This is a genomic window from Limnospira sp. PMC 289.06, assembly GCF_032350395.1.
GTDB lineage: Bacteria > Cyanobacteriota > Cyanobacteriia > Cyanobacteriales > Microcoleaceae > Limnospira > Limnospira platensis.
This window is the reverse complement of record NZ_JARPLC010000045.1, coordinates 19,384-34,786: the sequence shown is the minus strand read 5'-3', so window position 1 is coordinate 34,786 and position 15,403 is coordinate 19,384. Positions and strand designations below refer to the sequence as shown.

Sequence of the window (15,403 nt, the reverse complement as noted above, 5' to 3'; positions counted from 1 at the left end):
CGAATAGTCAAGACTCGGATTATCCTTATGGTTACTGCGAGGAAGGACAACGCTTCCATACCCTCAAATCAGGGAAGAGGCAGGGCAGGGTGAGCTATATGGCGGCATGGTGTTATCAACAACTCTTAGCCCCCGATCGCTTTGAGGGTTGTTGTAATCGGACAGTGTTTGAGTTGTAGTTGGAGTTTATCTTAATTCCAACATTGAAGCCAGGTCAGACTCTAGTATTTGACAATGCAACGTTTCATAAAGGGGGGCGGCAGGCTGAACTGGTGGAGGCAGCTCAATGCCGTTTACTCTATCTTCGGCCTTATTCGCCAGACCTCAACAAGATAGAGAAATGTTGGTCGTGGTTGAAAGCCCGCATTCGCCATTGCACGTGAGCAGTTTGATTCTCTCGATGATGCCATGGATTCCGTTCTCCAAGCTGTGTCCTAACCACCTTGACTAATGCTATAAAAATGTAGCGCTTGAAATTGAGCATATCCAGTCCCGGTCTAAGGGTGGCTCTGACCGGGTTTCTAACCTGACGATGGCTTGCCACTCATGCAATCAAGCCAAAGGCAATGGGGACATTCGAGATTTTTTATCGGGCCAGCCTGATTTACTGAGTCGTCTTCTCAGGCAGGCAAAATCACCCCTTAAAGATGCAGCAGCGGTCAATTCAACTCGATGGGCATTGTTCAATGCTTTGAAAGCAACAGGACTCCCAGTAACCACAGGAACGGGCGGACAAACTAAGTTCAATCGAATTCGGCTCAACCTACCTAAAGCTCATTGGATTGATGCTGCCTGTGTTGGACAAGTCGAATCACTCGAAGTTCTTGCTTCCAAACCGTTGCTGATTTTAGCGAAGGGGCATGGAACCCGTCAGATGTGCGGGACGGATAAGTACGGATTCCCAACTCGTCACCGCTCAAGGAGACAAATTCACAAAGGCTTTCAGGCTGGCGATATCGTTACTGCCACTGTCACGGCAGGGAAGAAAATTGGCTCCTATGTAGGACGGGTTCTCTGCCGTGCTTCCGGCAGTTTCGATATTACCACTGCCTCGGTCAGAGTGGCAGGCATCAGCCACAAATACTGCCAACCAATTCACAGAAAGGATGGTTACACCTATGCTTGAAAGACTGACGGGGACTAAAGTCCCCGTGTCGCGTTTCCTCCCCGGTCTAAAGACACGGCGCTTCCACGCTCCCGAGAGGTCTACGTTAAATTCGGGTACAACTACACGAACAAGTGCGAGTTTAACCGAATCAGTGGTAGTCTGTTGGCGATCGCCAGTTTCGGCTAACCCCCTTACCCTAATGACTACCAGCCCTTATGCAATTAAATTTTCCCATTCGCGTTAACCTTGACCAGGAATTCGCTATAATCTGTGGATATTTTAACCGTTGACCCACAACTCACCCCAAAAACCTTAATTCCATTCTGTGAGGAAATATGAATGAACATACTTGGAATCTCGGCTTACTATCATGACAGTGCAGCCGCTCTCGTGCGGGATGGAGAAATTATCGCCGCCGCCCAAGAGGAGAGATTTTCGCGCAAAAAACACGATGCCAGATTTCCCCAAAACGCCATTCGCTACTGTCTTCAGGAAGCGAATATTACCCTATTCGATGTCGATCGCATCATTTTCTATGATAAACCCTTAGTCAAATTCGAGCGCCTGCTAGAAACCTACATCAGCTATGCTCCCCGTGGGTTTCGGTCTTTTCTAGCCGCCATGCCAATTTGGTTAAAAGAAAAACTTTATCTGAAAACCGTATTAAAAAAAGAACTTTCAGCCATCATGGGGGTCAAAAAAGCCAAACTTCCCCCCCTCATGTTTACCGAGCATCACCAATCCCACGCCGCCTCAGCCTTTTTTCCCAGTCCCTTCCAAAAAGCAGCCGTCATGTGTTTAGACGGTGTAGGGGAATGGGCCACCACTTCCGTATGGTTAGGCGATGGTAATAACCTGACCCCCCTGTGGGAAATCGACTTTCCCCACTCTCTCGGTTTACTGTACTCAGCCTTCACCTACTACACCGGCTTTAAAGTCAACTCTGGCGAATATAAACTCATGGGGTTAGCGCCCTATGGTCAACCTCGCTATGTTGATCGGATTTTAACCCATTTAATCGACCTCAAAGATGATGGCACATTCCGGTTGAATATGAAGTATTTCAACTATGCCACCGGGTTAACCATGACCAACAAGAAATTTGACCTGTTGTTTGACGGACCCCCTCGGAAAGCCGAAGGCCAACTCACTCAACGGGAAATGGATATCGCCGCTTCTATTCAAGTCGTCACAGAGGAAGTAGTGCTGCGCCTAGGTCGGACCGTACAAAAAGAACTCAATGTTGATTATCTCTGTTTAGCTGGCGGAGTCGCCCTCAACTGTGTCGCTAATGGTCGCCTATTGCGAGAAGGTCCCTTTAAGGATATTTGGATACAACCCGCAGCAGGAGACGCAGGAGGCGCATTAGGGGCAGCTTTGGCTGTTTGGTATCAATATTGTGAACAACCCCGCCTGGTGAAGCAACCAGTCACCATAGAGAACGAAATCGAACTCGAAGCCGCAGCCGGAACAGAAACAGCAGTCGCGACTATAACTCCTCGGGTTATTCCTAGCACCGCCCCCGCTGATATGATGAAAGGCTCCTATTTGGGTCCATCTTTCAGCAATTCCGATATTCAGGATTATCTCAATTCTATTGATGCTAAATATATGTATTTGGCAGATGTTGAATTGATGCCTAGGTTAGCCGAAATTTTGGCTGATGGTAATGTCGTCGGCTGGTTCCAAGGTCGGATGGAATTTGGGCCGCGTGCTTTGGGTGGAAGGTCAATTATCGGCGACCCTCGTAACACTAAAATGCAGTCCGTCATGAATCTCAAAATTAAATATAGGGAGTCTTTCCGACCCTTTGCGCCTTCCGTTTTAGCCGAGCGTGTCGCTGATTATTTTGAACACAATACCCACAGTCCTTATATGTTGATGGTCGCTCCCGTTAAGGAGTCTCGCCGGATTCCTATGACCTCCGAACAAGAACAACTTTTTGGGATTGAAAAGCTGAATATTCCCCGGTCGGAAATTCCCGCTATTACCCATGTCGATTATTCGGCACGCATTCAAACTGTACACCCCGAAACTAACCCCCGCTATCACAGTTTAATTAGTCATTTTGAACAACTTACAGGCTGTGGTCTAGTGGTTAATACCTCTTTTAATGTGCGGGGTGAACCCATTGTTTGCACTCCCGAAGATGCCTACCGCTGCTTTATGCGGACGGAGATGGATTATCTGGTTTTGGAAAATTACCTACTCGCCAAAACTGCACAAACTCCCTGGTCAAAAGATGAATCTTGGAAAAATGAGTTTGAGTTAGATTAATCCCTAGGAGCCACTTCTAGTGGCTTCCCTCTGGTAGGATATCTGTTTTTCCCAGTTTTCTGTTCTCTGTTATATAATTGGTTGCAAAAATTCACTATGACTGATCACGATATCCCCAAACTTGATAGAAAAGGCTTGCGGGAATTTGGCTTGACAACGGGTGCAATTTGTGCTGGCTTGTTTGGCTTACTGTTGCCATTAATTTTCCGCCACTGGCCGCCCCCTGCTTGGCCCTGGGTGGTGGCGACTATTCTCTGGGTGTGGTCTTTCCTGTCTCCGTCAACTCTTAATCCGATTTATTATACTTGGATGCGGATAGGCTTGGTTTTAGCCGGAATTAATACCCGAATTATTTTGGGGGCTGTGTTTTACGTTATGATTGCACCGATGGGGGCGATTAAGCGTTTATTTGGCTCTGATGCCATGAAACGAGATCTAGATCCTAATGTATCAACCTATCGGGTTCCCAGTCAAGTCCGTTCAAGAGTAAGTATGGAGCGTCCTTTCTAGTGTTTGAAGCAACATTAGATTTTCTGAAAGATTTGTGGGGTTTTCTGCGGGAGCGCAAAAAATATTGGCTGCTACCGTTGATTATTACTATGGTGTTGTTGGGGGCTTTGATTGTCCTTAGTCAAGGGTCGGCGATCGCACCTTTCATTTATACTTTATTTTGATACTGTATTAGCGTCGAAATTGTTGGCAATTGGGGGAAAGAGTAATTTTCTAACCCCCTAATTTCTTGATTTTCCTGACCTGGATTATATGAAAAATCTGCCATTATTTAAACGACCATCAACCCCCATTGAGGAAAAATCCGCTAAACGGGGGGTGGTTAATCGAGAGTTGCTCGGAATTGTCGGCATTAATTTAGCCCTAATTTTACTCATCTTAGAAGTCGTACCTCTCCTGTTTTACCTAGTCACAGAACAGCGGTTTATTTATACTCATAATCGTGATAAAACCGCCACAAATCAACTTCTAGAACAGATAGGGGTGAGGGAACAACCTACCGGAAACAATGATGATAAAAATGCTATAGTCGAGCGTTTTCACCCCTTTTTTGGCTATGTATTAAAACCCGGCTTATTTGCGGATAATCCCTTTGGCTTGCGGGTGAATAACTACGGATTTTTTGGTCTCCATGATTACCCCTTGATCAGACAAAATGATAATCAGTTTATTATTGGTATTTTTGGGGGTTCTGTCGCCGTTGACTTTGCCAATTATGAAGTTACTCATAAGGAATTATCAAATACTTTAATTAAACAACTCAGAACAGTTCCCGAATTAGCCAATAAAGAATTTATTATCTTAAACTTTGCTCATGGGGGTTATAAACAACCTCAACAGTTATTAATTCTCAACTACTTTTTGTCAATTGGTCAGGAATTAGACTTAGTGGTTAATATTGATGGTTTTAATGAAGTTGCATTACCACCATTAAATAATCAAGCATCTGTCCCAGTTTCCATGCCGAGTTTCCAACACATTCAACCCCTAACCGCCTTGGCTAATACTAATATTCCTGTCGTTTTAGCTTTGGCGGAAATGAACGAAACCAGGGAAAAATTAGTCCGTCAAATTCAGAGGTTAGAAAACTGTAAACTCGCCTCTTGTTACGCTTGGAATTCCTATCAAGTTAATCAACTCACTAGAAAATATCAAAGCCAGGTCGCAGCCTTAGATGCCATGCAGATTGAGTTACGCCAAAATGAAGATGATTTAGCCAATAGTTTAATTTCCATACCCCAAAATACCCAGGTTTTACCAGATGACATAGCCTTTGATAAAATGGTAGATATCTGGTTTAACTCTTCCCAAATGATTCATCAAACTTTAGCAAATAAAAATATCCCTTATTTTCATGTAATACAGCCTAATCAGTATCATCCCACCCAAAGAACTTTCACCGCCGAAGAAATTGCCATTTTTGATGATAACCCGTATATAGAAGGAGTTATACAAGGCTATCCTCGGTTACTTGCTAGAGGGGAAGATTTGCCAAATTTTGGGGTTAATGTTATCAATGCTGTGACAGTTTTTGACACCCAACCAGAAACGGTATATAGAGACAGTTGTTGTCACTATACACCCAGAGGTCAAGAAATCTTTACTGAATATATTGGCAATTCCATTGTTAACCGTCTCCAGTCAATAACCCCCTAAGTATTCGGCTATAACTTATATATGAGTTGCTAATGTTTGACAGTTTCGATGATTATCACCTCCTATTAATCTATGATAATGAAACACAAATTTAATCGCAAGCAAATCAAAGAAGTTGGGAAAATCACTTTAATTAACCTATTGTTGTTAGGGTTTTTTGTAGAATTGGGTTCCCTGGGTTTTTATTTAGTCCGCCATAACCAGTTATTTTATACTCGTCAACGACCAAGCATTGAAGAAATGGGTTTGAACCTAGAAGGTATGAGGATGGAAATTTCTATCGTAGAAAGACTACATCCCTATTTCGGATATGCACCTAAACCGGGTCCTGATTTTCGTCCGGGGTTCAAATATAATAACTATGGCTTTATTTCTCCATATAATTATCCCTTTGTGAAAACTAACGAAAATCAATTTATAGTGGGAGTGTTTGGGGGGTCAGTGGCTTCTAACTATTCTATCTATGAGATTCAAAATGGAATTTTAGAAACCAAACTTAGAGAAGTTCCTGGCTTAGAAAACAAAGAATTAATTATTTTATCCTTTGCTACGGGAGGTTATAAACAGCCACAACAGCTTTTGATTTTGAATTATCTGCTGTCTGTGGGTCAAGTGTTTGATATGGTGATTAATATTGATGGGTTTAATGAACTGGCTTTATCTAGTGTTAATAATGAACAAAAACTGGAATTGACAATGCCAAGTGCATCTCATATCCAACCTTTAACTAATTTAGGTAATCAGAGTTTATCTACGAAAGCCTTAGAAAGTTTACTGAAAATTAAGCAAGCTAAACCTCGAATTAATCAGGTTGTTTCTAACTTAAAAAATTGTCGGATGGCATCTTGTTATACTATCAACAATCTGGCTATCCAAGGATTAATTAAAGATTATTACCAGGAGGTTGCACGCTTTCAAAGATATCAACAAATTCCTGATGATGACGGCGGAGAAGGCAGCGTATTTTTATTTTATACTCAAGAGTCAGTTTTACCGGAAGAGAAAGCCTTGGCTAAAATTACTGATACATGGGTGAGAACTTCTACGGTGATGAATCATATTTTATCTGCGAAAAATATTCCCTATTTCCATATTCTGCAACCTAACCAATATCATGCCACTAATAGGGTTTTTAGTAGCGAAGAAAAAGCGATCGCATTTAGTGAGAATACCCCTTACCGCCAGCCTATTGTAGCAGGTTATCCTCTACTATTAAATCGAATTGCTGACTTGGAGGCGGCGGGGGTGACTATTTTTAATGGGGTCAATATTTTTGATGCTGCGCCAGAAATCATGTACATTGATAACTGTTGTCACTATACCCCGGCTGGTGAACATATCCTTTCGAGTTATGTGGCGGAAAGTATTAAAAATATACTTAATCAACGCCTAAACCCACCAAATCTTAACTTGGCTAATGAACCTCTAACTGACTAACAACAAGGAGGATTGATGATTCCCAATTTACAGCCAGAAGATACTATAAATTCCGATTATTTGGGATTCTTGAATCAGTTAGAAAAAACTGGTTTTTCGGGAGAGGTTAAGGGAGATTTTGCGACTCGTTTAGTAACCGCAACTGATAACAGTATTTATCAGATACTTCCCCAGGGAGTAGTTTACCCAAGAAACCATCATGATTTAGTGATTCTGTTTAAACTAGCTAATCAAACTCCCTATCAAAATATCACCTTTTCTCCCCGAGGAGGGGGAACCGGAACTAATGGTCAATCCTTATCTAGGGGAATTATTATCGATTGTTCTAAGTTTATGAATAACATCTTAGAAATCAATTTAGACGAGGGATGGGTCCGCGTTCAGCCTGGAGTAGTTTTAGACCAACTTAACTCATGTTTAAAGCCTCATGGTGTCTTTTTTGCTCCTTCGGTAGCGCCTAGTAATCGGGCGACTATTGGGGGAATGATTAACACTGATGCTTGTGGGAAGGGGTCGCGAATTTATGGGCGAACCAGTCCACACATTTTGGAGTTAGCCTGGGTGTTACCAGATGGCACTGAAAGCATTTCCACCCCTATGGATACTATAGCATTAAACCGCCTGAAAAAGCAAGGGGGGAGAGTGGGAAATATTTATAATCGTCTGGCTGACCTTCTCACGGAAAACGAAGAGAAAATCAATCAGGTATTTCCTCAACTGACCCGATTTATGACTGGCTATAACTTGGCTAAGGTCTATTCGGAGGATAAACAAACTTTTAACCTGAATTATTTATTAGCAGGGGCGGAGGGAACTTTAGGAGTTATCACGGAAGCCAAACTTAAACTTACCCCAATTCCCCAGGCGAAAAAACTACTGGTTATTCATTATGAAAGTTTTAATTATGCCTTGGAAGGGGCTATGGATTTATTGACCTCGGAACCAGGGGCGATCGAAACTATTGATGAGACGATTCTTAATTTGGCTAAACAGGATGAAATCTATGATGCAGTTAAGGATTTTATCCCGGCATCTGGGACTATAAATTTAGTGGAATTTGTGGGAGAAAGCGAGGCTGATATTCAACCCAAAATAGACTCAATTATTGGGAAAATTACAGGGGAAAATCAGGGGACAAATGGTTATTATTTGGCAAAGGATAATCAGGAAATTATTAATCTCTGGAAACTTCGTAGTAAGGGGGCGGGACTTCTGGGAAATCAACCGGGAAATCGTAAACCGATACCGTTTATTGAGGATACAGTGGTTCCTCCGGTGCATCTAGCTAAATATATTGGAGAATTGCGGGATTTATTAGCAGAATATAATCTGATTTATGGGATGTATGGTCATGTAGATGTTGGTTGTTTGCATTTGCGTCCGGCTTTGGATTTAAAGGTTCCCGCTGATGCAGAATTAGTCCGCGAATTATCCGATCGCATTGTGGCTTTAGTGCGTGAATATGGGGGAGTATTTTGGGGAGAACATGGTAAAGGTTTTAGGAGTGAATATACACCGGAGTTTTTTGGGGAGGAATTATATCAAGTTTTGCGAGAAGTGAAAACTATCTTTGACCCCAAAAACCGACTAAATCCGGGTAAAATTGTCACGCCTATAGATAGTTTAGATACGGTAGTTAAATTAGATTCACCCATGCGGGGAGAATTTGACCGCCAAGTTAATCCTAGCCAAATTAGTGAATATGAAGGGGCGTTTAACTGTAATGGTAATGGCGCTTGTTTTAACTTCGATCCTGATGATGTGATGTGTCCTTCCTATCGGGTAACTCGCGATCGCATTCATTCCCCAAAAGGGCGATCGAGTTTGTTGCGGGAGTGGCTAAGACTCCTAGAAAATCATGGTGATGAAATTACCGAAACTCCGACAACTTTAATAATGCGCCTCTGGAATACCCTCAAACACAAACAATGGCGGGGAGATTATGATTATTCCCAGGAAGTTTATGCAGCTATGAATGGCTGTTTATCCTGTAAAGCCTGCGCTAGTCAATGTCCCATTCATGTGAATATCCCGGACATGAAATCAAAGTTTTTATATCTTTATCATACTCGATATTTGCGACCCTTTAGAGATTATCTAATCGCCCATATAGAAACCCTGTCAAAGTGGCAATCTTTGCATCCAAAAATAGCCAATATATTAAGCCAAAATTCTCTATCAAAAGCGGCGACTAAAACTCTGTTAAATATGGTAGATCCTCCGGTAGTGAGTCATCCCACCCTCCAGGAAGGTTTACGGACGCGCCACCACCCCAAATTTAATCTGGATAGGCTGGAAAATTTAAGTGGGTCGGAAAAGCAATGTAGTGTGATTTTGCTACAGGATGCCTTTACCAGTTTTTATGAATCTTCCCTGGTATTAGCAGTCTATGATTTTCTGCATAAATTAGGATATAATGTTTATATACCCGATTTTTTCCCCAGTGGTAAACCCACCCATGTTAAAGGATTTTTGCGAGAGTTTAAAGCGATCGCTTCCCAAAACTGCCAATGGTTGCAACAATTAAAATCCCTAGAAATTCCCCTAATTGGCATTGAACCTAGTATAGTTTTAACTTATCGGGATGAATACCCGAAAATGCTTAATTTTAGTCAAGCCTTACCAACCATTAACTTACTGCAAGAGTTTCTGATAAAATATGGCGATCGCTTACCCAAACTCAGCGCCAATCAGCCTTATTTCCTGTTCGGACATTGCCAGGAAAAAACTGCCGTTTTAACCTCTCAAAAACAATGGCAACAGCTATTTGAAGCCATGGGATTAGAATTAAATATCATCAATACAAGCTGTTGCGGAATGGCGGGAATATATGGTCATGAAGCCGAACACTATCAGCAATCCCAAGAAATTTATAATAGTAGTTGGGGGCGAATTATCTCAACCATAGATAATCCCGATCAAATCTTAGTCACAGGTTATTCTTGTCGATCGCAAATTCACAGATTTAGTCATTTTACCCCCAATCATCCTATCCAAGCATTACTAAAATTACTGTAAATCCAGAGGTATGGTGAAAATTGATGACCTTGATCAATACTAAGATACGCTTAATATCCCTTGATGTATTTAGAGGTATAGCGATCGCCGCCATGATACTGGTGAATAACCCCGGAAGCTGGGGTTATATGTATCCGGTATTGCAACACGCCCAATGGCATGGCTGCACTCCCACCGATGTAGTTTTCCCCAGTTTCCTATTAATTGTGGGAGTAGCGATCGCCTTTTCCCTGTCCAAATTTTCCCCAGAACATCGTTTAGGTGGCGACGGAGTACCCCCATCAGTTTATAGTCGAATAGGGCGGCGATGTCTGCTACTGTTTCTCTTGGGGTTAATCCTAAATGGTTTTCCCAACTATGACCTAGCCAATATCCGGATCATGGGAGTATTACAACGAATAGCGATCGCCTATGGACTAAGTGCGATCGCCATTTTAAACCTCTCCCGACGGCAATTGTGGCTAATTTCCATTTTCACCCTCATAGGTTACTGGCTGGCTATGACCATGATTCCCGTACCTGGTTATAGCCCAGGCAACCTATCACCAGAAGGCAACTTAGGCGCATTCATAGACCAGACAATTTTAGGTTCCCATCATTTGTGGCGAGGCGGTCCCTACGACCCAGAAGGATTATTTAGCACCGCACCCGCTACAGTTACCGTAATCATCGGCTATCTTACCGGAGAATGGCTAAAATCCCAACCCCGCAATAGTCTCACCGTCATTAACCTAGTAATGTTTGCCCTCAGTAGCCTTGTGGTCGGCTATTTGTGGGGGATATGGTTTCCCATTAATAAGGCACTGTGGACCAGTTCCTATGTATTAGTGACCGCCGGGTGGGGACTGCTATTATTAGCCTTCTGTTATGGGGTCATAGAAGTTAAAAACTGGCGACGGTGGGGGAAACCTTTTGAAATCATGGGAGTTAATGCCATATTTCTATTTGTGGCTTCCGGCTTACTGGCCAGGATATTAATACGGATCCGGGTAGGTAGCGAACCCGTTAGCCCGAATCTGAAAACCTGGATCTATGAAAATATATTTGTATCCTGGGCTGGATTCCTCAATGGATCGCTGATGTATGCTGTAGCTACAGTCATATTTTGGTGGGCGATCGCCTATATCATGTATAATCGTCGGTGGTTTCTGAAAGTCTAGGCACAGAAAATCGCTACAATAGATCAACAGTATCTATTAACAGTCTTAGCAGCACGTTATGATTCCAACCGTCATCGAACAATCAGGCCGTGGTGAACGCGCCTTTGATATTTACTCCCGACTCCTGCGCGATCGCATCGTGTTTCTAGGAACCCAAGTTAACTCAGATGTTGCTAACTTAATTGTCGCTCAACTGCTATTTTTAGACGCAGAAGACCCCGAAAAAGATATTTATCTATACATCAACTCCCCAGGTGGGGGGGTTAATGCGGGATTAGGCATCTTTGACACCATGAACCATATTCGTCCTGATGTCTGCACCGTCTGTCTGGGACTAGCAGCCAGTATGGGGGCATTTCTCCTCAGCGCCGGGGCTAAAGGAAAGCGTTACAGCCTCCCCCACTCCCGGATTATGATTCACCAACCCCTCGGAGGCGCACAAGGACAAGCTACTGATATTGAAATTCAGGCCAGAGAAATTCTCTATCTGAAACGGCAACTTAACGAAAATCTCGCTAAACACACCAGCCAACCCCTATCCCGTATCGAAGAAGACACAGAAAGGGATTTCTTTATGTCTGCTGAAGATGCGGTTAATTACGGCCTCATCGATCAAGTTATTAGTCGCCGTCCTTCTGCATCTAATCCGGTTGACAGTTAATATAGAACATTGCACAGTCGAAAGCCCCTCTCCCTCTGGGCTCTAATGTAGGGGTGGAGCCCCGCTAGTTCCTCGCCTGCCACCCAGAAGCCCTCTAGGGTTGGGGGTTGGCGGGGGAACTATCAAACATTCTAAATCGATTGTAAATAGTGTAAAAAGTCCAGCAATTCTTCAGAAGTTAACTGGTGGCGCGATCGCTTTCCGTAGGTCTTGAGTAGATGTGTAGAACCCTGTTCCGCTGTCCAACCTAACCTTCGTAACTCAATATTGGTTTTGGCAATATCGTCAGACAGATCATCATTATAGGGAATCTCTAGGGAAACCTTAACAGATGGCGGTTATGGCTGATGAATAATCCTATTTTCTGAGGTTTCTAGTTCATCGCTGGGCAAATGGGGCAGAGAAGCCCCTCGCCCTTTGGTTGAGGGCTGGTTCTGGGTAGTGGTAGCATCAGGTAAAGATTGAGACCCGGCTGGAGGTTTAATATAGGTGGCAGATAGCCACTCATCAGAAGGCATAGCCATCGAGTCAAGCCCCAGAGTTTCGCCGCCAGTGGTGAGTGAGTCCACAGCAGACTGATTTGGTGTACTAGGGACAACGGGAGGCGGTAAAGTATCTGACAATATGGGGAAATCAGCCTGGGGTAAATTCTGCCTGATTTTCTGTAACCCCAAATCCAAACACTTTAGCGATCGCTCTCTGGCTCTATCCTCAGCCAACTCCACAGTTTCAGCCATACCCAGTCCCGATGCCAGAGTTACCCCTGCTACCTGTACCAATACCCGAACAATATATTGATTGTTCTCAATAGCAATTAACTCCAAGATAAGTCCCCCAGTGGGATAGCGGCTTCTAAATTGAGTCAACATAATCTTAGATTAAGGTGATAGCATATAATTAGCTCGAATGTGGTGGCCGACGCAGCCCGTCTGCCCCTGACAACACTTTTCCACCTGTGGGGCATCGTTGTACATCCCCCCCTTAGCATTTTTTTGTAAGGTTGCCGAGCGCTCTTAACTCAAATTGTATCACTGTCTTTCTGGGGTGATTCGTCTTGGCATGGTGGGAAAAAGTGAGTCCTGGAAAAGTGGCTGAAACTAACAAAGGCAGAAGTTGCGTTAGAACCACCCATAGCCATCGACATCACATCACGAAGGAAAATCGCTACATGGAATTTTCAATCGCTACACTGTTAGCCAACTTCACAGAGGATAAATCTGTAGCCCCCAAGGCCCTAGAAAAAAAACTGACCTCTGATGAAGAGAGTCTGCGAAAATTTCAGATCGCCATTGATGCCCTAGAGCGGATTGGCCTTTTGGAAAAAGATAAGGGCCGCTATCGTCGCATAGAACAGGAGAGTATTGTAGAAGCCAAATTGCGATGTTCCAGCAAAGGCTTCTGCTTTGCGATTCAAGACGCGGAAAGTGCCGAGGATGTCTACATCCGGGAAAGTCACCTGAGTACCGCCTGGAATGGCGATCGCGTCCTGGTGAGAATTATTAAAGAAGGCTCCCGTCGTCGTTCCCCCGAAGGAGAAGTCTACCTAATCCTAGAACGAGCTAACCCCTCGGTACTCGCTCGCGTCAAGCAAACCAAAAAAGGATATCGCGCGGTTCCCTTAGATGACCGATTGCTGTTTGAAATGAATCTGGTTAACCCCCCAGAGGAACTCGTTGATGCTGTCGATCACCTAGTTCATGTCGAAGTAGTGCGCTATCCCCTGGGTATTCATCGCCCTGTTGGTAGGGTGGTACAAGTTCTGGGTTCTGATGCTGAGGAAGCAGAAGACCTAGATATTGTCTGTTGTAAACATGATTTACCCCGGTCCTTTCCCAAAACTGTACTACAGGAAACCGAAATCCTCCTAGCTGCTAGTGCTACCCTCAAAAAGAGCGACCTGGAAAATAGACTGGATCTGCGCGACGAGCCCACTCTTTCCTTTAGCCCCGATTTGGGCAATCCTGAATTTTCAGTCCTCAAGCCAGAAGACGAACCCGCTCAATATACCATTGACCACGCCCTCAGCCTGAAAGAAACCGATTCGGGGAACTGGAAATTAGCCATTCATATCGCCGATAGCTCCCATTATATTCAACCAGACACCGCTTTAGATCGCGAAGCCAGGCGGCGAGGTATCGGCATTTACTTGGCTGATAAATATATCCCTATTCTTCCGGCTTCCCTTAGCTGCGATCGCATTTCTTTAGTTCCCGGAGAAGATCGCCTCGCTTTATCCATCATGATTGAACTAGGTCCGACTGGAAAAATCCTAGAATATGAAATTCAGCCTAGTATCGTCCGCGTTGACCGACAAATAACATATCAGGAAGCCCAAAGCATTCTTGATGGCGAATCTTCCGAAGATAATCGCATTATAGAAGACCTCCTAGAAGTCAGTCGCGCCATTCGACAAATGCGGGAGTTGCGCGGTGGTTTTGAAATGAACCTTCCTGATACCCATTGTCATTTTAATGATGAAGGGGAACTTGGGCCCATGATTTCTGGCACCAAATTAGTGTCTCAGGCCATGGTATCCGAGTTGATTATTTTAGCTAATCAGGTAGTCGCCAGCCACTTGCAATCTCTTGGTGTTCCCGCTATCTATCGCGTTCAAGGCTCCCCAGACCCCGCTGATGTCGCTGAATTGGTCAAGTTGTCGATTCATCTCGGTTGTGAACTTGATATTGATGATGAAGCCGAAATTCAACCCCAAGATTTTCAAGCATTTACCCAAGCCATTAAAAACACTCGAGCCGAGAGGGTATTAACTTATCTGCTTGAAGATAGTCTCAAGCCTACTGTTTATAGTACAGTTCCTAAACTGCATTTTGGCTTGGCATTACCCGCCTATACTCACTGTACCTCACCCATTTCTCGCTATTGTGACCTGCAAATTTGTCGGGTTCTCAAAGCCGTATTTGAGGAAGGACGCGATCGCCGTTCCAGTCGTTCTAAAGAACCAGTTAACCTCCATCATTCCTCATCAGAGGGTAAAATTTCCTGGAATGTCTTACCTCCAGAGTTACAACATGATCTCGAAACCCAGTTAACTCAACTCGTCGTTCACCTCAGCGAAAGGGAAAGCGTGGCGGCTGATGCTGAGGAAGACCTAGAGGGACTCAAAAAAACTGGGTTTATGAAAGAACGCACAGGTCAAACTTTTGTAGGTTTGATTACTGGGGTTCAGTCCTATGGCTTTTTTGTCGAGATTGAACTAGAGTCTCCTGGTGGTTCAACTCTCAGGGTAGAAGGGTTAGTTCATGTGTCTTCCCTTAAAGATGACTGGTACGAATACCGTTCCCGTCAGCAAACCTTAGTCGGTCGCAAAAACCGCAATCAGTACCGTCTTGGCGATAATGTGGAAGTTCAGGTCAAGAGTGTAGACTACTACCGTCAACAAATCGATTTGGTTGCTGTTGGTGGCGGTAGCGAAGCTATTGATGAACACGAGGATAGCTTTTAACTTCCCTATTTCCGTGGGGTGCGTCAGACCAGAAAATGCCGATAAAAACCGATAATTTTAGGCTGACGCACCATCAGACTCTGGTTTTGGGGGCGGGTTAATTAAGCTGACTG

Annotated in this window: 10 protein-coding genes and 2 pseudogenes; 11 read left to right on the top strand and 1 reads right to left on the bottom strand. The window is 43.9% G+C overall.

Translation table 11 applies throughout. From position 1 onward, the window contains the following. The 10 genes and pseudogenes from P5674_RS11720 to clpP form a co-directional block, all read left to right on the top strand. Window positions 1-438, top strand: a pseudogene (locus P5674_RS11720) (IS630 family transposase); the annotation flags it as partial. Window positions 439-457: 19 nt separating this feature from the next. Beyond that, a pseudogene (locus P5674_RS11715) lies at window positions 458-1,126 on the top strand (HNH endonuclease); the annotation flags it as partial. Between the two features lie 321 nt (window positions 1,127-1,447). Further along, window positions 1,448-3,385, top strand: a complete 1,938-nt coding sequence (locus P5674_RS11710) for a carbamoyltransferase family protein (RefSeq protein WP_006617089.1) — start codon at window positions 1,448-1,450, stop codon at window positions 3,383-3,385. 96 nt (window positions 3,386-3,481) lie between these two features. Next, window positions 3,482-3,895, top strand: coding sequence for an SxtJ family membrane protein (locus P5674_RS11705; RefSeq protein WP_006617090.1), 414 nt, complete (start codon window positions 3,482-3,484; stop codon window positions 3,893-3,895). Next, window positions 3,895-4,059 (top strand): DUF5989 family protein, encoded by a 165-nt coding sequence (locus P5674_RS11700; RefSeq protein ID WP_006617091.1) that lies wholly within the window; start codon window positions 3,895-3,897, stop codon window positions 4,057-4,059. Before P5674_RS11705 ends, P5674_RS11700 begins: the two co-directional genes overlap by 1 nt. Before the next feature lie 88 nt (window positions 4,060-4,147). Then, a complete protein-coding gene (locus tag P5674_RS11695) occupies window positions 4,148-5,551 on the top strand; it encodes a hypothetical protein (RefSeq protein ID WP_006617092.1) in 1,404 nt (467 codons plus the stop codon). A gap of 78 nt (window positions 5,552-5,629) precedes the next feature. Beyond that, on the top strand, window positions 5,630-6,988 hold the full coding sequence (locus P5674_RS11690) for a hypothetical protein (RefSeq protein WP_014275025.1): 1,359 nt from the start codon (window positions 5,630-5,632) through the stop codon (window positions 6,986-6,988). 15 nt (window positions 6,989-7,003) lie between these two features. Continuing rightward, entirely contained in the window at window positions 7,004-10,006 is a 3,003-nt protein-coding gene (locus P5674_RS11685) for an FAD-binding and (Fe-S)-binding domain-containing protein (protein ID WP_014275026.1), read from the top strand. Window positions 10,007-10,029: 23 nt separating this feature from the next. Then, window positions 10,030-11,166 (top strand): acyltransferase family protein, encoded by a 1,137-nt coding sequence (locus P5674_RS11680; protein WP_006616716.1) that lies wholly within the window; start codon window positions 10,030-10,032, stop codon window positions 11,164-11,166. Between the two features lie 58 nt (window positions 11,167-11,224). Beyond that, entirely contained in the window at window positions 11,225-11,827 is a 603-nt protein-coding gene (gene clpP, locus P5674_RS11675) for an ATP-dependent Clp endopeptidase proteolytic subunit ClpP (protein ID WP_006616717.1), read from the top strand. A gap of 338 nt (window positions 11,828-12,165) precedes the next feature. Here the strand turns inward: clpP and P5674_RS11670 are convergent, their stop codons facing one another. After that, window positions 12,166-12,696, bottom strand: a complete 531-nt coding sequence (locus tag P5674_RS11670; RefSeq protein ID WP_006616718.1) for a hypothetical protein — start codon at window positions 12,694-12,696, stop codon at window positions 12,166-12,168. A gap of 299 nt (window positions 12,697-12,995) precedes the next feature. Here P5674_RS11670 and P5674_RS11665 point away from each other — a divergent pair, with 299 nt between their 5' ends. After that, window positions 12,996-15,290, top strand: a complete 2,295-nt coding sequence (locus tag P5674_RS11665; protein WP_006616719.1) for a ribonuclease R family protein — start codon at window positions 12,996-12,998, stop codon at window positions 15,288-15,290. The last annotated feature ends 113 nt before the right edge of the window (window positions 15,291-15,403 follow it).